22 protein-coding genes are annotated in these 21,847 nt (G+C 64.3%); 10 read left to right on the top strand and 12 right to left on the bottom strand.

Features of this window, described 5'->3' with window-relative positions; genetic code table 11:
- Positions 1–7: 7 nt before the first annotated feature.
- The 3 genes from ACLRDN_RS02060 to tyrS form a co-directional block, all read right to left on the bottom strand.
- Complete coding sequence (locus ACLRDN_RS02060; RefSeq protein ID WP_413458758.1) at positions 8–655, bottom strand: YbhB/YbcL family Raf kinase inhibitor-like protein; 648 nt, start codon at positions 653–655, stop codon at positions 8–10.
- Positions 656–742: 87 nt separating this feature from the next.
- Complete coding sequence (dtd, locus tag ACLRDN_RS02055; RefSeq protein ID WP_134221212.1) at positions 743–1,225, bottom strand: D-aminoacyl-tRNA deacylase; 483 nt, start codon at positions 1,223–1,225, stop codon at positions 743–745.
- A 12-nt stretch (positions 1,226–1,237) separates the two neighbouring features.
- The gene (gene tyrS / locus ACLRDN_RS02050; protein ID WP_413458757.1) at positions 1,238–2,506 is read right to left on the bottom strand and encodes a tyrosine--tRNA ligase; all 1,269 of its coding nucleotides are present in this window, start codon (positions 2,504–2,506) and stop codon (positions 1,238–1,240) included.
- Positions 2,507–2,750: 244 nt separating this feature from the next.
- Here tyrS and ACLRDN_RS02045 point away from each other — a divergent pair, with 244 nt between their 5' ends.
- Positions 2,751–4,148 (top strand): peptidoglycan DD-metalloendopeptidase family protein, encoded by a 1,398-nt coding sequence (locus ACLRDN_RS02045; RefSeq protein ID WP_413458756.1) that lies wholly within the window; start codon positions 2,751–2,753, stop codon positions 4,146–4,148.
- Between the two features lie 80 nt (positions 4,149–4,228).
- Positions 4,229–5,347 carry an anhydro-N-acetylmuramic acid kinase gene (locus ACLRDN_RS02040; protein WP_413458755.1) on the top strand — a complete coding sequence of 373 codons (1,119 nt, stop codon included), beginning with the start codon at positions 4,229–4,231 and terminating at the stop codon, positions 5,345–5,347.
- A gap of 116 nt (positions 5,348–5,463) precedes the next feature.
- Here ACLRDN_RS02040 and ACLRDN_RS02035 read toward each other — a convergent pair whose 3' ends face one another.
- From ACLRDN_RS02035 to mpl, 9 genes are all read right to left on the bottom strand, one after another.
- Entirely contained in the window at positions 5,464–5,934 is a 471-nt protein-coding gene (locus ACLRDN_RS02035) for a glycine zipper 2TM domain-containing protein (RefSeq protein ID WP_413458754.1), read from the bottom strand.
- Positions 5,935–6,088: 154 nt separating this feature from the next.
- Positions 6,089–7,054: a magnesium/cobalt transporter CorA gene (gene corA, locus ACLRDN_RS02030; RefSeq protein ID WP_413458753.1), complete on the bottom strand. Its 966-nt coding sequence runs from the start codon at positions 7,052–7,054 to the stop codon at positions 6,089–6,091.
- 202 nt (positions 7,055–7,256) lie between these two features.
- Positions 7,257–7,964: a monofunctional biosynthetic peptidoglycan transglycosylase gene (gene mtgA / locus ACLRDN_RS02025; protein ID WP_413458752.1), complete on the bottom strand. Its 708-nt coding sequence runs from the start codon at positions 7,962–7,964 to the stop codon at positions 7,257–7,259.
- Positions 7,965–8,086: 122 nt separating this feature from the next.
- Positions 8,087–8,902, bottom strand: coding sequence for a shikimate dehydrogenase (gene aroE / locus ACLRDN_RS02020; protein ID WP_413458751.1), 816 nt, complete (start codon positions 8,900–8,902; stop codon positions 8,087–8,089).
- Between the two features lie 58 nt (positions 8,903–8,960).
- Positions 8,961–9,842: an energy transducer TonB gene (locus ACLRDN_RS02015; protein WP_413458750.1), complete on the bottom strand. Its 882-nt coding sequence runs from the start codon at positions 9,840–9,842 to the stop codon at positions 8,961–8,963.
- 55 nt (positions 9,843–9,897) lie between these two features.
- The gene (locus tag ACLRDN_RS02010; RefSeq protein ID WP_413458749.1) at positions 9,898–12,018 is read right to left on the bottom strand and encodes an RNB domain-containing ribonuclease; all 2,121 of its coding nucleotides are present in this window, start codon (positions 12,016–12,018) and stop codon (positions 9,898–9,900) included.
- Between the two features lie 6 nt (positions 12,019–12,024).
- Positions 12,025–12,639, bottom strand: a complete 615-nt coding sequence (locus ACLRDN_RS02005) for a chorismate--pyruvate lyase family protein (RefSeq protein WP_413458748.1) — start codon at positions 12,637–12,639, stop codon at positions 12,025–12,027.
- The gene (locus tag ACLRDN_RS02000; RefSeq protein WP_413458747.1) at positions 12,639–13,229 is read right to left on the bottom strand and encodes a YqiA/YcfP family alpha/beta fold hydrolase; all 591 of its coding nucleotides are present in this window, start codon (positions 13,227–13,229) and stop codon (positions 12,639–12,641) included. Before ACLRDN_RS02000 ends, ACLRDN_RS02005 begins: the two co-directional genes overlap by 1 nt.
- Positions 13,226–14,608 carry a UDP-N-acetylmuramate:L-alanyl-gamma-D-glutamyl-meso-diaminopimelate ligase gene (gene mpl, locus ACLRDN_RS01995; RefSeq protein ID WP_413458746.1) on the bottom strand — a complete coding sequence of 461 codons (1,383 nt, stop codon included), beginning with the start codon at positions 14,606–14,608 and terminating at the stop codon, positions 13,226–13,228. The genes ACLRDN_RS02000 and mpl overlap by 4 nt, the downstream gene beginning before the upstream one ends.
- A 66-nt stretch (positions 14,609–14,674) precedes the next feature.
- Here mpl and ACLRDN_RS01990 point away from each other — a divergent pair, with 66 nt between their 5' ends.
- From ACLRDN_RS01990 to ACLRDN_RS01955, 8 genes are all read left to right on the top strand, one after another.
- Entirely contained in the window at positions 14,675–15,316 is a 642-nt protein-coding gene (locus ACLRDN_RS01990) for a hypothetical protein (protein ID WP_413458745.1), read from the top strand.
- A gap of 3 nt (positions 15,317–15,319) precedes the next feature.
- On the top strand, positions 15,320–15,841 hold the full coding sequence (locus ACLRDN_RS01985) for a TlpA family protein disulfide reductase (protein ID WP_413458744.1): 522 nt from the start codon (positions 15,320–15,322) through the stop codon (positions 15,839–15,841).
- Between the two features lie 131 nt (positions 15,842–15,972).
- On the top strand, positions 15,973–16,410 hold the full coding sequence (aroQ, locus tag ACLRDN_RS01980; RefSeq protein ID WP_413458743.1) for a type II 3-dehydroquinate dehydratase: 438 nt from the start codon (positions 15,973–15,975) through the stop codon (positions 16,408–16,410).
- 123 nt (positions 16,411–16,533) lie between these two features.
- A complete protein-coding gene (gene accB, locus ACLRDN_RS01975; RefSeq protein WP_413458742.1) occupies positions 16,534–17,004 on the top strand; it encodes an acetyl-CoA carboxylase biotin carboxyl carrier protein in 471 nt (156 codons plus the stop codon).
- Between the two features lie 117 nt (positions 17,005–17,121).
- Positions 17,122–18,501, top strand: coding sequence for an acetyl-CoA carboxylase biotin carboxylase subunit (accC, locus tag ACLRDN_RS01970; RefSeq protein WP_209580186.1), 1,380 nt, complete (start codon positions 17,122–17,124; stop codon positions 18,499–18,501).
- A 66-nt stretch (positions 18,502–18,567) separates the two neighbouring features.
- On the top strand, positions 18,568–19,482 hold the full coding sequence (prmA, locus tag ACLRDN_RS01965) for a 50S ribosomal protein L11 methyltransferase (protein ID WP_413458741.1): 915 nt from the start codon (positions 18,568–18,570) through the stop codon (positions 19,480–19,482).
- A gap of 3 nt (positions 19,483–19,485) precedes the next feature.
- Positions 19,486–20,772, top strand: a complete 1,287-nt coding sequence (locus ACLRDN_RS01960) for a DUF3426 domain-containing protein (protein WP_413458740.1) — start codon at positions 19,486–19,488, stop codon at positions 20,770–20,772.
- Positions 20,773–20,898: 126 nt separating this feature from the next.
- Positions 20,899–21,834 carry a carbohydrate kinase family protein gene (locus tag ACLRDN_RS01955; RefSeq protein ID WP_413458739.1) on the top strand — a complete coding sequence of 312 codons (936 nt, stop codon included), beginning with the start codon at positions 20,899–20,901 and terminating at the stop codon, positions 21,832–21,834.
- Positions 21,835–21,847 lie beyond the last annotated feature (13 nt).

The following is a 21,847-nucleotide window of genomic DNA, read 5'->3' as shown; positions in this document are numbered from 1 at the left end:
AGTCAGGTCAGCTACGCGGTACCGCGTTGGGGTTGAGGGTGTAGAGGCCCGTGATGGCGGCCTGATCCAGCACGTGGTCGCGCAGCGCAGTGACCACGACCGAGCCTTCCAGGTTGCCGGACACCGGCAGTTGTTCCACATCCAGCGCATACAGCGTGAAGATGTAGCGGTGCACCAGCGCATCGTTCCACGGCGGGCAGGGGCCGTCATAGCCGAAGTAGTCGCCGCGCATGTCGCCGTCGCCGGCGAACCAGCCGGTGTAGTCATTGATGCCCTGGCGCGCGCCCGGCATGACGTCGCCCAGTACGGCCGGGCCCGGCTTGCCGCGTGCGGTCACGCCGCTGCTGAACTGGCCGGCCTTGATCTGGCTCACGCCCGCCGGGATATCCACCAGGGTCCAGTGATAGAAATCCACCCGCGGCAGCTCCAGCGGCACGGTCTTGCCTTCCTGGTTCACGTCGTCGCCGCGCGAGGGCACGTCGGGGTCATGCACCACCAGCGCCAACGACTTGGTGCCGGCCGGCAGATCGCTCCAGGCGAAGTGCGGATTGCGATTGGCAGAAAGGGCCACGTGGGTCTTGGGATCCATCACCGCAAAGGCAAACTCGCCCGGGATGTTGGCACCGTCCTTGAAAGAATCGCTCCAGAATTTCATATCACCTCCAAAAAGTAAGGCCACATGCAACACGCATTACGAATTCATTTGGGGACGCGCCGCCGGGCTTCAATGCCGGGCTGGATTTTATTCAGTAACGTTCATATCGGCAGCCGGCGCCTTGGGCTTGACCTGCAGCCAGAAAGTCACCGGACCGTCGTTGGTGAGCGACACCTTCATATCGGCTCCGAAGCGCCCCGTTCCCACCCTTTCCTCGCCATGGCGCGCACGCGCCTGGGCCACGAAGTGGTCGAACAGTTGCCGACCCAGTTCCGGTGCCGCCGCAGGCGTGAAGGATGGGCGGGTGCCTGAATTGGTATCGGCCGCCAGCGTGAATTGCGGGATCAGCAGCAAGCCGCCTTGCACGTCGGCAACGCTGCGATTCATCTTGCCGGCCTCGTCGCTGAAGACGCGATAGGCCAGCAGCTTCTTCAAGAGGGCGTCGGCTTCGGCCGGGGTGTCGTGGCGCTCGGCGCAGACCAGCACCATGAGCCCGGTGCCGATGCTGCCCAGCGTCTGGCCATCCACCACCACCGAGGCCTGGCTGGCCCGCTGCAAGAGGGCAATCATGCGCGTTCCAGCTTACGCCAGGGTGACGCGGGCGAACTTGCGCTTGCCCACTTGCACCACGCACTGGCCGGCCTCGACCTTCAGGCCCTTGTCGCTGATGACGGTGCCGTCGATGCGCACACCGCCCTGCTCCACCATGCGCAGCGCTTCCGAGGTGGAGGCGCACAGGTTGGCTTGCTTCAACAACTGGCCGATGCCCAGCGGCGCGCCCGACAGCGAGACTTCCGGGATATCGTCCGGGATGCCGCCCTTGGAACGGTTCACGAAGTCGGCCAGTGCATCTTCGGCGGCCTGCTGCGAGTGGAAGCGGGCGACGATTTCCTGGGCCAGCGCCACCTTGATGTCGCGCGGGTTCTTGCCGGCCTCGACCTCGGCCTTGTAGCCGGCGATCTCGGCCATCGAACGGAACGACAGCAGGTCGTAGTAGCGCCACATCATCACGTCGGAAATGCTCATCACCTTGGCGAACATGGTGTTGGCCGGCTCGGTGATGCCGATGTAGTTGCCCTTGGACTTGGACATCTTCTCCACGCCGTCCAGGCCTTCCAGGAGCGGCATGGTCAGGATGCACTGCGGCTCCTGGCCGAAGTCCTTCTGCAGTTCGCGGCCCACCAGCAGGTTGAATTTCTGGTCGGTGCCGCCCAGCTCCAGGTCCGACTTCAGGGCCACCGAGTCATAACCCTGCATCAACGGGTAGAGGAATTCATGCACCGAGATGGGCGTGCCTTCCTTGAAGCGCTTGGTGAAGTCATCGCGCTCCATCATGCGCGCCACCGTGTAGCGCGAGGCCAGCTGGATCATGCCGCGGCTGCCCAGGGCATCGCACCATTCGGAGTTGTAGCGGATCTCGGTCTTGCTTGGGTCCAGCACCAGGCTGGCCTGGGCAAAATAAGTCTTGGCGTTGATCTCGATCTGCTCGCGCGACAGCGGCGGGCGGGTCGCATTGCGGCCGGACGGGTCGCCGATCATGGAGGTGAAGTCACCGATCAGGAAGATCACCTGGTGGCCCAGGTTCTGCAGCTGGCGCATCTTGTTGAGGACCACGGTGTGGCCCAGGTGCAGGTCGGGCGCGGTCGGGTCCAGGCCCAGCTTGATGCGCAGCGGCTGGCCGCTTTGCTCGGCGCGCGCCAGCTTTTGCGCGAATTCGCTTTCGATGAGCAGCTCATCGGTGCCGCGCTTGGTGATGGCCAGCGCCTCTTGCACCTTGTCGGTGAGGGGCAGGCGGGAAGGGGCTGCCTGGGCAGGCGCAGCGGCGGCGGAGGTGGACTGGTCGGCGTTCATCGATATAACTAAAAAATTGGCTTTTGTAGGACAGGACCGCTAAATCGTGTTGCTATAATTCCGACTTTCGTTTTTTCTGCCCAGCGCCAGGACGCGGCCTCAGAAGCTCAGCAGCAGGAAAACGTTCTCGACCCGTAAGCGATGTTACGCGGGCGCAACACGGCGGGGGGACAGGAAACGCCGCATTGCAGCCATCACCCGCCATCCGCCACGGAAACGTCAGATTTTAACGTATTCGGTTTGCATGTTCCCACAAGATAAACTCAAGCACGTCTCGTCCCTGTGCTTCTCCGCGTTGCAGTCCTGCCACCACAAAGTCGCCGCTTCCTCGCCCAAGACCCGCATCATCGGTGCCAGCGCCCTGTTCCTGGCCGCCTTCACCATCGGTGCGGCCGGCTTCGCCCCGGCCGAGCCGGACCTGCGCGATGCCCCGGTGAACCCGATTTCCAAGGAGCTGGCCCTGCCCGACCTGCAACAGCAGGTCAGCGCACTGGAAGAGCGTGCGCAGTATTACGTCAACGAAGAGAAGGTCCGCAGCGGCGACACCCTGGCCACCCTGCTCAACCGCCTGGGCGTGGACGACGATGAAGCCACCGCCTTCATCAAGTCCGATACCCTGGCACGCACCGTAATGCAGTTGCGCGCCGGCAAGCGCGTCGTGGCCCAGACCGATGACAACGGCGAGCTCATCAAGCTCTCCGCCACCCTCGACGATGGCAGCGATACCCCCAAGAACCTGGTCATTGCGCGCCAGGACGGCAAGCTCACCGCCCAAGCCCAGCCCGCCGTGCTGGAGCGCCGCGTGGAAATGCGCGCCGGCACCATCTTCTCCTCGCTCTTCGCCGCCACCGACACGGCGCAGATCCCCGATGCGGTGGCCATGCAGCTGGTGGACATGTTCGCCACCAACATCAACTTCGCCTCCGACCTGCGCCGCGGCGACCGTTTCAACGTGGTCTACGAGACCTACTACCAGAACGGCGACCTGGTCCGTACCGGCCGCGTGCTGGCCGGTGAATTCGACAACGCCGGCAACCGCTACCAGGCCGTCTGGTTCAGCGACCCGGCCAGCAAGACTGGCGGTGGCGGCTATTACGCCTTCGATGGCAAGTCGCTCAAGAAGGCGTTCCTGAAGTCGCCCCTGGCCTTCACCCGTATCTCTTCCGGTTTCTCGATGCGCCTGCACCCGATCCTGGGCCAGTGGAAGCAGCACACCGGCGTGGACTTCGCCGCCCCCACCGGCACCCCCATCCATGCAGCCGCCGATGGCGTGGTCGATTTCGTGGGCCAGCAGAACGGCTACGGCAACATCGTCGTCATCAAGCACTGGAGCGGCTACTCCACCGCCTACGGCCACATGAGCCGCTTCGCGTCCAACATCAAGAAGGGCATGAAGGTCAGCCAGAATGACGTGATCGGCTTCGTCGGCATGACCGGCTGGGCTACCGGCCCGCACCTGCACTACGAGTTCCGCGTCAACAACCAGCCGCGCAATCCGCTGTCGGTGGAGGTGCCCAACAACCAGGCCCTGACCGGCCCGCAGTTGCAGCGCTTCCGCACGGTGGCGGCCGACATGCAGCATCGCATGGCCATGCTGCGCGTGCCGGGTGCGCCCGATGTGAAGCTGGCGGCAGCCAAGTAAGGGACGGCTTTCCGAACTCCCCGACCAGGGCGGCGCTGTAGAATCAGCGGCCGCCCTTTTCTTTTTCCGAACTGCCTGCCATGAACGATTCTCCCTTTTTGACCATCGGCCTGATGTCCGGCACCAGTCTTGACGGCGTCGACGGTGTCCTGGCCGCCTTCGACGGCCAGGCCGTCTGCGCCACGCTGGCGGCGGCCTACGTGCCCTTCCCCGCCCACCTGCGCGCGGACCTGATGGCCCTGCAGGCCGCCGGGCCCAACGAGATCGAACGCGAAGCCCTGGCCGCCAATGCGCTGGCCGTGCATTACGCCGACTGCGTGGCGCAACTGCTGCTGCAGGCCGGCAAGACGGCGGCCGACGTGCGCCTGGTGGGCGTGCATGGACAGACCATCCGCCATCGCCCCGAACTCGGTTTCACGCGCCAGACCAACAACCCGGCGCTGCTGGCCGAACTGTGCAACATCGATGTGGTGGCCGACTTCCGCAGCCGCGACGTCGCCGCTGGCGGCCAGGGCGCACCGCTGGTGCCGGCCTTCCATCGCGCCATCTTCGGGGATGCGGGGCAGTCGCGGGTGGTCGTCAACATTGGCGGGATCGCCAACATCAGCATCCTGCCGGCGCAAGAAGAAGGCGCTTACGGCTTCGATACCGGTCCTGGCAATGCGCTCATGGATGGCTGGATTCACCTGCACCAGCAACGCGCCTATGACGCCAACGGCGACTGGGGCGCCTCGGGACAAGTGCATGCGGGACTGCTGGCGCAATTGCGTGATGAGCCCTTCTTCCGCTTGCCGCCACCCAAGAGTTCGGGACGCGACCTGTTCCATCTCGACTGGCTGCAGGCGGCGCTGCAACGTACCGGCGCCGAACTTGCACCGGAAGACGTTCAGGCCACGCTGGCCATGCTCACGGCCAGCACCATTGCCGACGCCATCATCGCGCACGCACCCACGGCGCAGCAGGTCTATGTGTGCGGAGGCGGGGCCGAGAATGCCTTCCTGATGCGGCTGTTGCAGCAGCAACTGGACGGCCGCGCAAGCGTGCAATCGACGGCTGTACTGGGCGTGGCACCGCAGCATGTGGAGGCGCTGGCCTTTGCCTGGCTGGCGCGGCGCTTTGAATTGCGCCTGCCAGGCAACCTGCCCGCTGTGACGGGCGCGCGTGGCCTGCGCGTGCTGGGAGCGCTCTACCCTGCGTAATACCGGGGCCGCGCCCACAACGAAAAAGCCGTCCAGTGTTGAGCCGGACGGCTTTTTTCATGTCGATAGCGAACGGTGCCTTACCGCACCAAGCTTTGGTAACAACAGTGACCAGATTAGTAACGGCTGATACGACCGTTATCCAGCCGGACGCGGTCGCCCACGCGGAAGTCGGTATTGTCTTCCTGCGCGAAGGTCTGCAGGGAACCATCGCTCATGCGCACGCGGATGTTGTAGACCTGATGGCCTGCGGCGCTGTTGCGCTGGACCTGGTTGCCCGCATAGGCACCACCGGCGGCACCGGCAACCGTAGCCAGCACCCGGCCCGTACCGCCGCCCACGGCGTTGCCCAGCAAGCCGCCAGCCACGCCGCCCACCACCGCACCGGCCACGCCGTTGCTTTCCTTGTGCGTCACTTCGATGGCTTCCACCACGCCGGTGCCGGAATAGGCGGCCACCCGTTCATAGTTCTGCGAGGCAGGCGCCGCGCCATAGGGGGCTTGCTGCGGGCTCGCGCAGCCAATGAGCAGGCCGGCGAAGCTGGCGCTGACCACGGCCAGCGAGACGGTGTGATGACGGATGGACATGATGTTCTCCTATGCGAAAACACGGATGCGCACCTCTGCGCGCCTGTGCGATGGATGATGATCGCAGTGTGCCGCGCACACCTTGTGCGCGGCATCGGAGAAGCCCGGGAATCGGTGTCGGAGAAATGAGGACGTCGCCGTCAGCAGACAGGCTTCAATTGAGCCAGCCGCGCCGACGGAAATACCAGAATGGTGCGATGGCCGACCCGACCATCATGAGAATGGCCAGCGGATAACCGACCACCCAGTCCAGTTCCGGCATGACCTTGAAGTTCATGCCGTAGATGCTGGCAATCAACGTCGGTGGCAGGAAAGCCACCGAGGCCACCGAGAAGATCTTGATGATCTTGTTCTGGTTGATGTTGATGAAACCGACGGTGGCATCCATCAGGAAGTTGATCTTGTCGAAGAGGAAGGCGGTGTGGCCATCCAGGGATTCGATGTCGCGCAGGATCTGGCGCGCATCCTCGAACTGCTCCGAACTGAGCAGACGTCCGCGCATCAGGAAGCTGACCGCGCGGCGCGTATCCATCATGTTGCGGCGGATGCGGCCGTTCAAGTCTTCTTCGTGGGCGATGGTGTTGAGCACGTCGGCGGCGGCCTGGTCGGAGAGGCTTTTCTTGAGCACGCTGGTGCTCACCGCTTCGAGCTTCTGGTAGATGCCTTCGAGCGCGTCGGCCGAATATTCGGCATCGGTCTCATAGAGGTCCAGCAGCACATCGCGGTAGTCGCCGATGGAACCGGGCCGCGAGCGCGCGCGCATGCGCACCAGGCGAAACACCGGCAGGTCCTCTGCATGCACCGAGAAGAGGATATTGCGTGCCAGGATGAAGGCCACCGTCATGGTGGAGGAAGAATCGTCGTCGCCTTCGAAGAGGAAGTCGGTGCGCAGGTGCAGGTCGCCGTTCTCGGCTTCGAAGTAACGGGCCGAGGCTTCGATGTCGCTGAATTCGTCCTCGTCGGGCAGGGTCACGCCGTAGATGCTCTTGACCCAGGCGCGCTCTTCGTCATTCGGCTCGGTCAGGTCCACCCAGACCGGCGCGGCCTGTTCGAGGTCGGTGCGGCTGTCGATGTTGACCTGGCTCAGCCGTCCGTTTTGCAACACGAATACATTGATCATGGGTTCTCGCTCGGTGGAACGCGGGGTGAAGAGTCCCGGGTGAAATGCGGCAGCCCGTGGCGACAGGCGCGAAACGTGCGCAAGTGTACGTTCAAGCCCCGTGCCAGGCAAGCGCCAATCCAGAGCGGGCGGTATGGCTGTGGTGAGCGTGGCGCGCTGTCATACGGCGGTCATCTGGCTGCGGCAGCAGCGCCGGTTTGGATTACTTGTGCGCCGGCGGCAGCGTGGCCGCGTTCATGCGGCGCAGGATCAGGCTGGTACGGGCGGCCAGGTAGCCGGAGCCACGATTGCGGTCGTAATAGCGCGGACGCGGCAGCATCACCGCCAGCCGCGCGGCTTGCTCCGCCCCGAGGCCGGCGGCGGTGGTGCGGTAGTAATGCTGGGCGGCCGCCTCGGCGCCGAAGACGCCGTTGCCCCACTCCACCACGTTGAGATAGAGCTCGAAGATGCGCTGCTTGTCCAGCAGGAATTCCAGCATGTAGGTGATGATGAATTCCTGGCCCTTGCGCAGGTAGCTGCGCTCGCCCGAGAGGAACAGGTTCTTGGCCAGCTGCTGGGTGATGGTGGAACCACCGGCCACTACCTTGCCCTTCTTCTCGTTCTTTTCGTAGGCCTTCTGCAGGGCCTCCCAGTCGACGCCGTCATGCTCGGAGAAATTGGAATCTTCCGAGGCGATGATGGCCCGCTTGAGATTGTTGGAGATGCGTGCATAAGGCACCCAGCGGAATTGCAGCTGGGCATTCGGGTCCTTCTCGCGCAGGAGGGACAACTGCTGGCGCATGAAACTGGTGGACTCGGGATTGTGGTCCTTCCACCACCAGATCTGCACGAAGAAGTACAGCTGCAGCAGCAGTACCAGCGTGACGGGCAGGACGATGATCCAGAAGAGCAGCTTGCGTAACGATTTCATGTGCCGGTGGTGGTTCTGTTCCAGGTTCTAGCGATGCGGGATCGAGGCCTCATGCAGATCTGCAGACCTGCAGTCCTGCAGTCCTGCAGTCTTCTACAGGTGTGACGGACTGCAGCCCGCCTCTATTGCGACAATTGCTGGCGCAGGCTGGCAAACACCTCGGCGGTGGCCGGCCGCACGCCGCGCCAGAGCAGGAAGGCTTCGGCGGCCTGCTCGACCAGCATGCCCAGGCCATCGCGCACGCTGGCGCCGTGTTGCTGGGCGCTCTGCATGAAGATCGTGGGCTGGCGGCCATACATCATGTCGTAGGCCAGGGTTTCGCTGCCATACACCGACACCGGCAGCGGCGGCAGGTCGTCCGACAGGCTGGCCGAGGTGGCGTTGATGATGAGGTCGAACACGCCGCCCAGCTCGGCATAGGCGGCGCTGCGCACCGGACCGTATTCGGCGAACTGCTGCGCCAGCTCCTGGGCCCGGGACTGCGTGCGGTTGACGATCACCAGCTCGGCCGGCCGCTGTTGCAGCAGCGGCAGCAGGGCACCGCGCGAGGCGCCACCCGCCCCCAGCAGCAGGATGCGGCGTCCCGCTAGCGCCTGGCCGGCATTGGTCACGATGTCGGTGACCAGGCCGGCGCCATCGGTGTTGTCACCAAGGATGCGGCCGCCTTCAAACTTGAGCGTATTGACCGCCCCCGCCAGGCGCGCGCGCTCGGTCAGCTGATCGGACAGGGCGTGGGCTTCCAGCTTGAAGGGGACAGTGACATTGGCGCCGCGTCCGCCGCGCCGCTGGAACACCTGCACCGCTGCCTTGAAGCCGTGCAGCGGCGCCAGCAGGCGATCGTAGTGCAGCCACTGGCCGGTCTGGGCAGCGAACTGCGCATGGATCTCGGGCGACTTGCTGTGGGCAATCGGGTTGCCGATGACGACGTATTCATCCATGGTGTTCTAACTGCTCCCTCGTTCTCTGTTCTTGTCTGTGGCCGGGCCGCTGATGCGCTCAGCTGGCGCCCAGTTGTGCCTGCACGCCCTGGTCGCGGGTAAAACGGAAGGTCACGATGACTTCCCATACGTCATCCTTGCCGCTGGTGCGCATGTTCTCGGGGAAGCGGCCGAACGGCGCCGAGCGCCGCACGATGGCCACCGCCGCCTGGTCCAGCGCGGCATTGCCGGAACTGGTGCGCACCACCACGCCGCCATCGCGCTCGTAGAGGCTGCCATCCTGGAACACCGGGATCACGACCAGCAGTTCACCGTAGAGCTTCTTGCCGTCGCGGGTCGGGAAATTCAGCGTGCCGACCTTTTCCACCTTGTCCTGCAGTGCCTTGAAATACTGCGCATAACCCACTTCGCGGGTGCTCGGCGTGATCTGGGTTTTCTTCGGGCGCTTGTTGTATTGCGCGATATCCTTGGCCAGCTCGGCTTCCATGCGCGCCATGGCCTTGGCGGTCTCGGTCAGGTCGCGCGCGTTGGGCTGCGGCGTCTCGGTCGGCTTTTGCAACTCGCTGCTGGCCACGTGCTGGCGCGCCTCCTGCAGCTGCGCCAGCATCTTGCGCTGCTGCTGTTCCAGCTCGGCCACCTTGCGCTGGGCAGCCTTGACGCTGTCGCCGCTTTCCACCCGCTGCATGTCCGGCAGCGGTGACCTGGCACGGCCGTCGTCGGCGTTGCCGCCGCCATCCAGGTTGGCCTGCGCCAGCGCCTGGGCATTGACCGGCTTCTTGTCATGCTTGGCGTTGACCAGGATGACTTCCAGCTCCGGATCGGACGGCTTGAAACGGAAGGCATCGGGCGCGGCGAAGTGCACGGCCAGCAAGAGGCCATGCACCAGCAGCGAGATTCCGAGCGCAACGCTCAGCAGACGGTGTTGGGCAAACAGATTCACAGCAAACGGGAAGCGACGACGATAAACACAGCGCCAATTCTACGCCAGCACCGGCTCATTGGGCCGCTTGCGCGGACGGGTTTTCGCCGGCGTCGGCTGCAGGATTGCGTGCATCATCCTGTGCAGCATCCTGATCCGAATCCTGTGCAGAATCTTGCGCAGCATCCTGTTCAGCGGCCGCTTCTTCGCCCTGCTCTTCGCTGCCCATGGAGGCCATGCCTTCGAGCAACTCGTCATCGTCTTCACCGAGGTCGCTGGCCAGCGCCTGGGCCGCGGCGGCCGGCACTTCCAGCAGGCGCGCCTCCACGGTCAGGTCGACCTCGTCCCAGCGCAGCAGGTCCAGCTTGACCTGCAGGCCGCGCGCCAGTTGCGGCAGGCCCGGCATGCGCAGCACCAGCGGGATGTCCACCAGACGCAGGATTTCATCCTTGAGCACCACGGCTTCCACGGTGCGGGCGTTTTCCTGCGCCAGCCAGCGCAGGCACCAGTAGCGTTCCATGGTCGATTGGAAATCGGCATAGCCGGAGTAAGCCGCATCGAAGCCCGAGACGATGGCGAAGAGATCGGCATCGCGCGGCTTGAAGGGCGCCACCAGCGGCGCGGTCACGCCGTGCTCGATGCAGGCCAGGATCTGCCACTGGTTGACCAGGTCGGTATAGCGGCGCAGCGGCGAGGTGCTCCAGGCATATTGATCCACGCCCAGGCCCTGGTGGGGCGCGGCGTGGGTGACCATGCGCACCTGCATCTTGGCGGCCCAGCCGCCGGCTCCGCCGCCTTGTGCGCGGTAGATGCCCGGCACGCCGTGATCGGCCATGAGCTTGCCCCAGGTGCTGTTGGCGAAGATCATCAGCTCGGCCACGATCTTGTCCAGCGGCGCGCCACGGCGGCGGCGCACGATGCTCACCACATCGTTCTCGACGTAGAAGTTGAAGTCGACGCGGTTGTTCTGTTCCGGGCGCAGGCCAAAGCTCTCGCGCTTGGCCATGCGGCCCTGTTCCAGCAATTGCACCCACTGCCACAGCAGCGCGATCTCTTCCTTGTGCGGATAGTCGCCGCGATTCTCGGCCAGGGCTTCCTCGGTGACCAGCTCGTCGAGGTCGTTGTGGCGCAGGTTGGCGGCGATCGGCACCCGCTCGGCGCGGGTCTCGGTGCCCAGCACTTCCCAGCTGGCCGCGTCCAGCGTGGCATACAGCGACAGCGCAGGACGGGCAGCACCGGCATCCAAAGTATAGGTGGCCACCAGGTCGTCGGGCAGCATGGTGATCTTTTCGCCCGGCATGTAGACGGTGGACATGCGCGCACGTGCAATCGCATCGATGGCATCGCCACGCTTGATGGCCAGGCCCGGGGCTGCGATGTGGATACCCACGCGCAGCTTGCCGTCAGGCAGACGGGTGACCGACAGGGCATCATCGATCTCGGTGGTGGTCACGTCATCGATGGAGAAGGCCTGCACATCGGCCAGCGGCAGGTCGGTGGTGGCCGTCGGGATATCGATGGCCGGAAAGCCGGTGCCGCGCGGGAAGAATTCGGAGAGGAACCGCGCGTAATGCAAATCCTTGGGCGAGGCCACGCCGCCGGCGGCCAGCATCAGGCGCTGCGGGGTGGTCTGCATTTCCTTGGCGGCGGCGTCCAGGGCCTTGAATTCGATGCCGTTCTTGTCCGGCTTGAAGAGCAGTTGCAGGGCGATGGGGCGGAAGGCTTCCGGCAGTTTGTGGGCCTTGAGTTCTTCCACATACACGGCCTGTGCGGCCAGTTGCTGCTTCTTCTTTTCCAGCCCGGCCAGGGCCGCCTGCAGCGAGGCTTGCGGGGCCGCCTTGTAGCGGCCACGGCCCTTCTTGTAGAAATAGATCGGTGCGCGATGCAGGCACAGCAGCAGGCCGGCCGCTTCCGGCGGCAGCGGGGCGTGGCCGAAATACTCGGCGGCCAGCTCGGTGAAACCGAATTCTTCTTCGCCGGCCACTTCCCACAGGAAATCCAGGTCGACTTCGTCAGCGATGGCCTGGGCCTGTTGCATCAGCTCCTGCGGCGCGGGGGCAGCGAATTGCAGCAGCGCATCGCGCGACTTGACCTTGGCGCGCTTGCCGGAGGCCATCTCGACCTGGTAGGACTCGCCCTGCTGGGTCATGATGGAGCCGGCCTTGAAGTCGCCGGATTCTTCGAACAATAAATTCATCTGCTTCTATCGCTTTTCAATCGGTACGTGGGCCGGCAGCGGACGCATGAGCGCCTCCAGTGCCGGCAGGAAAACATCGGTGACCATCAGCACGCCGCCGCGCCGGGTAAACAGGGAGCGGCGCGCCAGCAAACTGGTCGGCAATTCGGACCCGGGCAAGGCCTGCGCGATGCGGCGCATCAGCGGGTGGCCGGCGGACAGCCGAGCATACTGGATGGGGCTGCGCCCGACCAGCGGATCAAAGAACAAGTTGGCCCCCAGGGGCGTGGTGCCGAGCTTGCTGAAAAAGGGCCAGTCGGACTTGACCGAGCTGGTCGACAGCACCGTATGGCCGAACACTACCGGTTGCCCGTCGCCCAGCAGGATGACATCGCGCTCCACCACCCGGCTACGGGGCGATATGCACAAGGCTTCATGTTCATCGGCCAGGATGCGGCCCGGGCGCTGGCGCAGCAGGCGCACGCTGAAGCTTTCGGTCCGGCGCTTGAGCTTCAGGGTCATGGAACCGGGGTCGGCCAGCCAGGCGCGGGTGCGCCGCGTCAGGTCGCCATCAGTGGCCAAGAGCGCCGCCAATGCCTGCGGATGCGCCATCCAGCGCGCCTTGCGCACAGCCTGCGGCATCAGCGCACCGCCTTGCCGGGCAGGTCCACGCCACAGAAGGCCAGCACCTCGTCCAGATGGTCGGCAAACTCGGCCATGCCATGGTCGCTGCCCTCGATGACGGTCTGGCGCGCGCCGGGGTAATGGGCCACCATCTCGCGCCAGTCCAGCACTTCGTCACCGGTGGCCGCGAGCAGGAAATAGCGTTCGGGGCGCGTGATCGCCGGCACCGACAGGGCCAGCAGCTCGGCGATGTACTCGCGCTTGAATTCAAAGGGTTCGTCGGAGTGATATTGCGTGGTCACGCCGACATAGGATTCCAGGTCGCGCGGCGGCTTGACCGCCGGGTTGACCAGCACCGCCCTGCAGCCGGTGTGTTCGGCCAGCCAGGTGGCGTAGTAACCGCCCAGCGACGAGCCGACCACGGTCAGCTCGGCCGGGTCCACCCCTGCCACCAGCGCACCCGCCAGGGCGATGGCCCCGGCCGGCGAGGCCGGCAGTTGCGGGCAGACGTACTGGTCCTGCAGGCCGAGCCCGGCCATGCGCTGTCCCATCACGCGCGCCTTGAAGGACTGCGGCGAGGAACGAAAGCCGTGCAGGTACAGGATCATGCCAGCGCGTCCAACAGCTTCTGGTGTACGCCGCCGAAGCCGCCATTGCTCATCACCAGCACATGGTCGCCAGGCTGCGCGGCGGCCTTGACGGCTTGCACCAGCGCATCGAGGTCGTGGAAGGCAGCGGCCTTCTGGCCCAGCGGGGCCAGCGCCTCGGCCAGGTCCCAGCCCAGCGCATCACGCCCGGACTGGGCGCCGAAACCGAAGACCAGATCCGCTTCGGTGAGGCTGCCCGGCAGGGCTTCTTTCATCGTGCCCAGCTTCATGGTGTTGGAACGCGGCTCCAGCACGGCCAGGATGCGGGCGGCACCGACCTTCTTGCGCAGGCCGGCCACGGTGGTGGCGATGGCGGTCGGGTGATGGGCGAAATCGTCATAGACGGCCACGCCATTGGCGCTGCCGCGCAGCTCCATGCGCCGCTTCACGCTCTGGAACGCGCCCAAGGCCTCGATGGCCTGGGCCGCCGGCACGCCCACGTGGCGGGCAGCGGCAATGGCGGCCAGGGCGTTCATGCGGTTATGTTCACCGGTCAGCGACCAGTCCACCGTGCCTTGCGACTGACCTTCGAAGAAGACCTCGAAACGGCCATCCTCGTGGGTCTGCAGCGACCAGCCGGGCTGCCCGGCGGCCACGCCAAAATCTTCACGTTCACTCCAGCAGCCGCGCGCCAGCACACGCTGCAATGCGGCTTCGCGGCCATTGACGATGACCCGGCCGATCCCGGGCACGGTGCGCACCAGATGGTGGAATTGGGTCTCGATGGCGGCCAGATCGGGGAAGATGTCGGCGTGATCGTACTCAAGATTGTTCAGCACGGCGGTACGGCTGCGGTAGTGCACGAACTTGCTGCGCTTGTCGAAGAAGGCGGTGTCGTACTCGTCGGCTTCGATGACGAAGAAGGGAGACGGTCCACCCTGGCCATCACTGCCCAGGCGCGCCGAGATGCCGAAGTTCATCGGCACCCCGCCGATCAGGAAGCCCGGCTGGTAGCCCGCGTGCTCCAGCACCCAGGCCAGCATGGCCGAGGTGGTGGTCTTGCCATGCGTGCCGGCCACCGACAGGACCCACTTGTCCTGCAGGATGTTCTCGCCCATCCATTGCGGACCGGAGACATAGGGCAGGCCGCGGTTGAGGATCTCTTCCATCAGCGGGTTGCCGCGCGAGACCACGTTGCCGATGACGAACAGGTCCGGCTTGATCTCCACCTGGGACGGCTCGAAACCCTGGGTCAGGGTGATGCCCTGGGCTTCCAGCTGGGTGCTCATGGGGGGATAGACGTTGGCGTCGCAGCCGGTCACGGTATGGCCAGCCTCTTTGGCCAGCACGGCCAGGCCGCCCATGAAGGTGCCGCAGATGCCGAGGATGTGTATATGCATAGCGAATCTTGGGGTGTAATCCCGCGATTTTACCTGAGCCGGCGGGCGCCACCTCTAACGAGTATCATGTCGCCCATGCCTGAATTTGAATTCACCTCCCCCACCGAGCAGCTGCGCGCCGAAATCGCCGCCGCCGCGGCCCGCATGATCGCCGAAGATGGCGCCGACTACGGCAGCGCCAAGCGCAAGGCGGCCAGACAGATCCTGGGCAACCAGAAGGTACGCGGCGAGATCATGCCCGATAACGAGCAGATCGAAGAAGAAGTCCGCATCTACAACGAACTCTTCTTTGCCGACACCCAGCCGGCGCGCCTGTTGCACCTGCGCCAGGTGGCCCTGCAGCTGATGCAGGACCTGGAGCAGTTCAATCCTTATATTACCGGCGCGGTGTGGAATGGCACGGCAGGTGAACATTCGGACATCCACCTGCAGCTGTTCTCCCCCAGCGCCAAGGATGTCGAGATTTTCCTTCTGAACAAGAACGTGAACTTCGAGGTCGGGGAGACCAGCCACTTCCGTACCGGCCAGGCGGTGGAAACCCTGAGCTTCCTGCTGCCCCAGCGCGGTGCCGACCCCGAACTGGCCCATCTGGCCCTGTACGACGAAGACGACCTGCGCGGCAGCCTCCGTGCCGCCCCCGGCAAGCGCCCAGAGCGCGGCGATGCGGCTGCGCTGGCAGCGCTCATCGATGCCCCCTCCGAGGACTGATTCATGACGAAACTGAAAAATGTGATCCTGTTGGCCGTGGTTGCGGTCGTTTGCGTCGGTGTTGGCGTCTATGCCAGCCATCGCGCCAACCCGCCCGCCTCGCCCGAGACCCAGGCGCTCAACAAGCTGCTGTCGCAGTCCATGCCGGACGCCACCGGCCAGACCCAGTCCCTGGCGCAATACAAGGGCAAACCCCTGGTCGTGAATTTCTGGGCCACCTGGTGCGGCCCTTGCGTGGAGGAAATGCCCGAGCTGACGGCCTTGCAGCAGGAGATCGCGCCGGTGCAAATCCTCGGAATTGGCGTCGATAGTCAGGAAAATATCGCCAAGTTTGCGCAAAAGTACCAAATCCGCTATCCTCTCTTCGTTGCCGGAACCGGCGCCACCGATTTGCTGCGGCAATTCGGCAATCAGGCGGGCGGTCTTCCGTTCACCGCTCTGGTGGGCAAGGACGGCAACGTCAAGAAGGTCTACCTGGGCCGCATCAAGTTCGATGAACTGCGCGCCGACCTGTCTCAGCTCTGAATCGCAGAGTCACTTGCAGGGCCACCTCGGCGGCCCGCAAACGCAAATCCGTGAAAAGAAAGTTTTTCTTGCCAAATGATGGTATTTGACGGCAAAATGCGCGCATCGTCGTCAAACGGAGCTTAATCTCCATGGCAAAACAGCTTCTCCTGCTCAATGGACCGAACCTTAATCTGCTCGGAACCCGGGAGCCGGAAGTCTACGGATCCACCACGCTGGCCGATATCGAACAGCGTGCACAAGAACAGGCCCGCGCCGCTGGCGCGAACCTGGCCACCTTCCAGAGCAACCACGAAGGCGCCCTGATCGACCGCATCCACCAGGCGCGCCTGGAGGGGGTCGATGGCATCATCATCAATCCGGGTGGATTGACCCATACCAGCGTGGCACTGCGCGATGCGCTGGCCGGGGTGGCGATTCCCTTCGTGGAATTGCATATCTCCAATGTGCACCAGCGCGAGGAGTTCCGGCATTTTTCCTATCTGTCCGGCATCGCCCGGGCAGTCCTGTGCGGCTTCGGGGTCGATGGCTATCGTATGGCCGTTGATTTCTGGCTGCGTCAATCCTGAGGGCGGACACGCCGCTTCGAACGGATCGCTTCACGTACTGCAAGACCCAGACTGAACCCGCCGGGCGCCACAGAGCGCCGGCGTTTCGTTTAACACTACTCATCTACATTCCGAGGGATTCAAATGGATTTACGAAAACTCAAGACGCTGATCGACCTGGTTGCTGAATCGGCCATCGAAGAGCTGGAAGTCACCGAAGGCGAAAGCAAGGTCCGCATCGTCAAGTCGTCCCCGAATGCCCAGAACCAGGTCGTGATGGTGCCGCAACAGCAAGCCTACGCTCCCGCCGCTGCCCCCGTGGCCGCTGCCCCGGCTGCTGCTGCTCCCGCTGCCGCACCGGCGGCGCCGGCCGTGCCGGAAGGCTACATCGTCAAGTCGCCCATGGTCGGTACCTTCTACCGTTCCTCGGCACCGGGCGCACCGGCCTTCGTCGAAGTGGGCAAGGAAGTCAAGGAAGGCGATACCCTGTGCATCATCGAAGCCATGAAGCTGCTCAACGAAATCGACGCCGACAAGGGTGGCGTGGTCAAGCAGATCCTGGTGGAAAACGGCCAGGCCGTCGAGTTCGGCCAACCGCTGTTCGTGCTGGGCTGATTCCCGCCGCAGCAGTCCCTGGCCTGGCAGCAACGGCCGCCGCGCGGCACATGCCGGCTGCCGCGGCCCGGCTCCGGAACCTATAACGCTTGAACCTGGCGACGCCTCATTCCTGTTATGTTTGAAAAAATCCTCATCGCCAACCGTGGCGAAATTGCCCTGCGTATCCAGCGCGCCTGCCGCGAACTGGGTATCAAGACCGTGGTCGTGCACTCCGAGGCCGACCGCGAGGCCAAGTACGTGAAGCTGGCCGATGAGTCGGTCTGCATCGGCCCGGCCCCGTCGGCCCTGTCCTACCTGAACATGCCGGCCATCATCAGCGCCGCTGAAGTCACGGACGCCCAGGCGATCCATCCCGGCTACGGCTTCCTCTCGGAAAACGCCGATTTCGCCGAGCGCGTGGAACAGTCCGGCTTCGTCTTCATCGGCCCGCGCGCGGAAAACATCCGCATGATGGGTGACAAGGTCTCGGCCAAGCAGGCCATGATCCGCGCCGGCGTGCCCTGCGTGCCGGGCTCGGAAGGCGCGTTGCCGGACAACCCCAAGGAAATCGTCCAGATCGCCCGCAAGATCGGCTATCCGGTCATCATCAAGGCCGCCGGCGGTGGCGGTGGCCGTGGCATGCGCGTGGTGCATACCGAAGCCGCGCTGATCAATGCCGTGACCATGACCAAGACTGAAGCCGGGGCTGCCTTCGGCAATCCGGAAGTCTATATGGAGAAATACCTGGAAAATCCACGCCACGTGGAAATCCAGATCCTGGCCGACGAGCACAAGCAAGCCATCTGGCTGGGCGAGCGCGACTGCTCCATGCAACGCCGCCACCAGAAGGTGATCGAGGAAGCGCCAGCACCGGGCATCCCGCGCAAGATCATCGAGAAGATCGGCGAACGTTGCGCCGAAGCCTGCCGCAAGATGAACTATCGTGGCGCCGGTACCTTCGAGTTCCTGTACGAAAATGAAGAGTTCTACTTCATCGAGATGAACACCCGCGTGCAGGTGGAACACCCGGTGACCGAAATGATCACCGGTGTGGACATCGTGCAGGAACAGATCCGCATCGCCGCCGGCGAAAAGCTGCGTTACCGCCAGCGCGACATCGAACTGAAGGGTCATGCCATCGAGTGCCGCATCAACGCCGAGGATCCGTTCAAGTTCATCCCCTCGCCGGGCCGTATCACGGCGTGGCACGTGCCGGGTGGTCCTGGCATCCGCGTTGATTCGCATGCCTACTCGGGTTATTTCGTGCCGCCCAACTATGATTCGATGGTCGGCAAGGTGATTGCCTACGGTGCGACCCGCGAACAGGCCATCCGCCGCATGCAGATCGCGCTCTCGGAGATGGTGGTGGAAGGCATTTCGACCAATATCCCCCTACACCGCGAGCTGATGGTGGATGCGCGTTTCTTCGAAGGCGGAACCAATATCCATTATCTGGAACATAAGTTGTCGGAACGCCCGACGGCGCCGGAAGCGGACAAGTCCCTCAAGAAGTAAATCGCAGTTCAGCAGCAACAACGGTAATAACAGTAACAACAGTAACGACAGCAAAGGCAGGCAAGCATGGCTTGGGTAGAAATCGTCATCGAAGTGGCGCGCGAACAGGCGGAGGCATTGTCCGACGCCCTGATGGACTCTGGCGCCCTCTCGGTGTCGGTGGAAGATGCGGATGAAGGGACGGACGCCGAGCGTCCGCTCTTCGGCGAACCCGGCATGGAACCGGAAGAAGCCGCCTGGGACCGCAGCCGTGTGGTGGCGCTGGCCGGCAAGGATGCCGACCACGCCACCATCGTCATGGATGCCGCCAAGGCCATCGGCCTGGACTATGCCCTGCCCTTTGCCACGCGCAACGTGGAAGAGCAGGACTGGGTGCGCCTGACGCAATCCCAGTTCGAGCCCATCCACATCGGCCAGCGCATTTGGGTGGTGCCCAGCTGGCACGAGGCACCGTCCGATCCGGACGCCCTGGTGCTGGAACTGGACCCGGGCCTGGCCTTCGGCACCGGCAGCCATCCCACTACCCGGCTCTGCATGGAGTGGCTGGAAGCCAATGCCGCCCAGGCCCAAACCCTGCTGGACTACGGCTGCGGCTCGGGCATCCTGGCCCTGGTGGCCGCCAAGATCGGCGTGCCGCAGGTGATCGGGGTGGACATCGATCCACAGGCGCTGGAGTCGGCCCAGCACAATACCGAACGCAACCACTGCAGCGCGACTTATTACCTGCCGGAACCCTTCGCCGCAGCCCACCCGGAAGGTGAGCGCTTCGACGTGGTGGTGGCCAACATCCTGGCCGGCCCCCTGCAGCTGATGGCCCCCATGCTGGCCGGCCGCGTGCGCGCCGGCGGTTCGCTGGTACTCTCGGGCGTGCTGGATCGCCAGGCCCAGGAAGTCATCAACGCCTACGCGCCCTGGATCGCCCTGACCGTCTGGGCCGAACATGAAGGCTGGGTGGCCCTGGCAGGCCGCCTGCCGGAGTAATCCATGGCGTTGGCGACCCAGTGTCCGCACTGCCTGACCATCTTCAGGGTCGCCAGCGACCAGCTCAAACTGCGCGGCGGACTGGTCCGCTGCGGCAATTGCCGCCAGGTCTTCAACGGTAACGAATTCCTGGTCGAGGCCAGCGTGGCCGACGGCCACTACCAGCCGGCAGCGGGCAGCAAGGCCCAGGCCGGGATGGCGACACCGGTGTTTGCGCCGGCACCTTCGTCCTCCTCGGTCCCGACGCCCCCCGCTAACAGCCCCTATGAACGAACTGGCGCGCCGCTGACCGCGCAACAGCCTCCCTTCGTTCCCCCTGCTCAAACGCCCGTCCCCGAGGTGAACGTTCCTGCGCCGCAGCCAATGTCGGTAGCCGCGCCCGTCCAGGCTGCTGCGTCGGCTCCCTCGCCTGCCGCCATCCCGGTCATTGCCGAGCCTAAGGTGTTCCGCTCGCCGACCAGTCCGGGCTACCTTCCGGATCTTGGTGCGAACTTCAAACCCGCTGTGCCTGTGGACAAGACAAGTCCCGAGGATCAAGCCAGCAGCTCGATGCCACCGCAAGAGGACGGTCCCGACAGTGGTGCGTTGCTGCGCCGCTCTTCGGGCGAGCCTGACGAGATTGCCGCGCCGCCCGAGGTAGCTGCCGTCTTCCGCATCGACGACGAACCTGTGTTGCATGATGTGGCCGGTGACAAGGAGAGCCTGCGCGCCGATGACGAAAAAGCCGGCACGCAAGCCGCAGAGGACGACGACGAGCCCGCCGACGAACCCGGCTTCGTCAAACGCGCCGAACGCCGCGCGCGCATCAGCCAGGCCATGAAGATCGTGATGATGGTGCTGGCCGGCGTGATGGTGCCGGTGCTGCTGCTGCAATCGCTCTATTACTGGCGCAATCCGCTGGCGGCCTCCGTGCCGCAGTTGCGCCCCATGCTCAACGGCATGTGTGTGGCCTTGCATTGCACCGTGGGCCTGCCCACCGAGATCGAGCGCCTTTCGCTGGAATCCAATGAACTGCAGGTGGTGCCGCCCAACCAGAACGTCTATGCGCTCTCGCTGATGATGCGCAATCGCGGCACCAGCGCCCAGGCCTGGCCGCATATCGAGCTCACGCTCAACAATGACGATGAGAAAGCGGTGGTGCGCCGCGTCTTCCGTCCGCGCGACTACCTGGCCGACCCGGCGCAGGTCGACCGCGGCATCGCGCCCGAGAGCGAGCAGCAGATCAAGCTCAACTTCGAGCTCAAGGATGCGCTGGTCTCGGGTTATCGCATTTATCTCTTCTACCCCTGATCGCTGCTGATCTTCACGGATCATCAATGCACGGCCTGAAGACGAAACGACTTGCATCAGGTTCAGACTGCGCGTCGCTTTTCTTCTACAATGCGGCATTGTTCACTCACTTGTCCCGACCACGCCATGAGCTCACTGATCTGCGGTTCCCTCGCTTACGACAACATCATGCAATACGAGGGCCGCTTCGCTGAAGCGCTGCTGGCCGACCAGTTGCACAAGGTCAACGTCTCCTTCCTGGTGCCGACCATGCGCCGCGAGTTCGGCGGCTGCGCCGGCAACATCGCCTACAACCTCAAGCTGCTGGGCGGCGAGCCCATCGTGATGGCTACCGTCGGTCTGGACAGCGCGCCCTACATGGAGCGTTTTGCCACCCTGGGCATCTCGACCCAATGCGTGCGCCAGATCGAGTCCTCGTTCACCGCGCAGTGCTTCATCACCACCGATGCCGACAGCAACCAGATCACCGCCTTCCACCCCGGCGCCATGACCTGGTCGCACGAGAACAAGGTTGCTGACGCTGGCGCTGTCAAGTTCGCCATCGTTGCACCCGATGGCCGTGACGGCATGCTGCAGCACGCGCAGCAGGCTGCTGAACTGAAGATCCCGCTGATCTTCGATCCGGGCCAGGGCATGCCGATGTTCGATGGCAATGACCTCAAGAACTTCATTGACCTTGCCACCTATGTCGCCGTCAACGATTACGAAGCCGAACTGCTGACCGCGCGTACCGGACTGTCGCTGGCACAGATCGCTGAACGCGTCACTGCCCTGGTGGTCACGCGCGGCGAACTGGGTGCCGACATCTTCGTGGGCGGCAAGCACCATGCCATCCCGTGCGTTCCGGCCGACAAGATCGCTGATCCGACCGGCTGCGGCGATGCTTTCCGCGCCGGCATGCTGCATGGCCTGACCGAAGGCTACGACTGGGAAACCACCGGCCGCCTGGCCAGCCTGATGGGCTCCATCAAAATCGCCTCGCAAGGTCCGCAGAACCATGCGCCGTCCAAGGCGGAGATCGAGGAGCGCTTCCACAAGGCCTTCGGTTATCGTTTCGGCTGATGTAAACCGGGCT

The sequence above is a fragment of the Herbaspirillum huttiense genome (assembly GCF_047300815.1).
Taxonomy (GTDB): Bacteria; Pseudomonadota; Gammaproteobacteria; order Burkholderiales; family Burkholderiaceae_D; genus Herbaspirillum; species Herbaspirillum huttiense_A.
This window is presented reverse-complemented; position numbering and strand designations above follow the sequence as displayed.

Excerpts from the sequence above, each read along its gene's own strand:
- ACLRDN_RS02060 (WP_413458758.1), bottom strand. The coding sequence starts at position 655 with ATGAAATTCTGGAGCGATTCTTTCAAGGACGGTGCCAACATCCCGGGC.
- dtd (WP_134221212.1), bottom strand. The coding sequence starts at position 1,225 with ATGATTGCCCTCTTGCAGCGGGCCAGCCAGGCCTCGGTGGTGGTGGAT.
- tyrS (WP_413458757.1), bottom strand. The coding sequence starts at position 2,506 with ATGAACGCCGACCAGTCCACCTCCGCCGCCGCTGCGCCTGCCCAGGCA.
- ACLRDN_RS02045 (WP_413458756.1), top strand. The coding sequence starts at position 2,751 with ATGTTCCCACAAGATAAACTCAAGCACGTCTCGTCCCTGTGCTTCTCC.
- ACLRDN_RS02040 (WP_413458755.1), top strand. The coding sequence starts at position 4,229 with ATGAACGATTCTCCCTTTTTGACCATCGGCCTGATGTCCGGCACCAGT.
- ACLRDN_RS02035 (WP_413458754.1), bottom strand. The coding sequence starts at position 5,934 with ATGTCCATCCGTCATCACACCGTCTCGCTGGCCGTGGTCAGCGCCAGC.
- corA (WP_413458753.1), bottom strand. The coding sequence starts at position 7,054 with ATGATCAATGTATTCGTGTTGCAAAACGGACGGCTGAGCCAGGTCAAC.
- mtgA (WP_413458752.1), bottom strand. The coding sequence starts at position 7,964 with ATGAAATCGTTACGCAAGCTGCTCTTCTGGATCATCGTCCTGCCCGTC.
- aroE (WP_413458751.1), bottom strand. The coding sequence starts at position 8,902 with ATGGATGAATACGTCGTCATCGGCAACCCGATTGCCCACAGCAAGTCG.
- ACLRDN_RS02010 (WP_413458749.1), bottom strand. The coding sequence starts at position 12,018 with ATGAATTTATTGTTCGAAGAATCCGGCGACTTCAAGGCCGGCTCCATC.
- ACLRDN_RS02005 (WP_413458748.1), bottom strand. The coding sequence starts at position 12,639 with ATGCCGCAGGCTGTGCGCAAGGCGCGCTGGATGGCGCATCCGCAGGCA.
- ACLRDN_RS02000 (WP_413458747.1), bottom strand. The coding sequence starts at position 13,229 with ATGATCCTGTACCTGCACGGCTTTCGTTCCTCGCCGCAGTCCTTCAAG.
- mpl (WP_413458746.1), bottom strand. The coding sequence starts at position 14,608 with ATGCATATACACATCCTCGGCATCTGCGGCACCTTCATGGGCGGCCTG.
- ACLRDN_RS01990 (WP_413458745.1), top strand. The coding sequence starts at position 14,675 with ATGTCGCCCATGCCTGAATTTGAATTCACCTCCCCCACCGAGCAGCTG.
- ACLRDN_RS01985 (WP_413458744.1), top strand. The coding sequence starts at position 15,320 with ATGACGAAACTGAAAAATGTGATCCTGTTGGCCGTGGTTGCGGTCGTT.
- aroQ (WP_413458743.1), top strand. The coding sequence starts at position 15,973 with ATGGCAAAACAGCTTCTCCTGCTCAATGGACCGAACCTTAATCTGCTC.
- accB (WP_413458742.1), top strand. The coding sequence starts at position 16,534 with ATGGATTTACGAAAACTCAAGACGCTGATCGACCTGGTTGCTGAATCG.
- accC (WP_209580186.1), top strand. The coding sequence starts at position 17,122 with ATGTTTGAAAAAATCCTCATCGCCAACCGTGGCGAAATTGCCCTGCGT.
- prmA (WP_413458741.1), top strand. The coding sequence starts at position 18,568 with ATGGCTTGGGTAGAAATCGTCATCGAAGTGGCGCGCGAACAGGCGGAG.
- ACLRDN_RS01960 (WP_413458740.1), top strand. The coding sequence starts at position 19,486 with ATGGCGTTGGCGACCCAGTGTCCGCACTGCCTGACCATCTTCAGGGTC.
- ACLRDN_RS01955 (WP_413458739.1), top strand. The coding sequence starts at position 20,899 with ATGAGCTCACTGATCTGCGGTTCCCTCGCTTACGACAACATCATGCAA.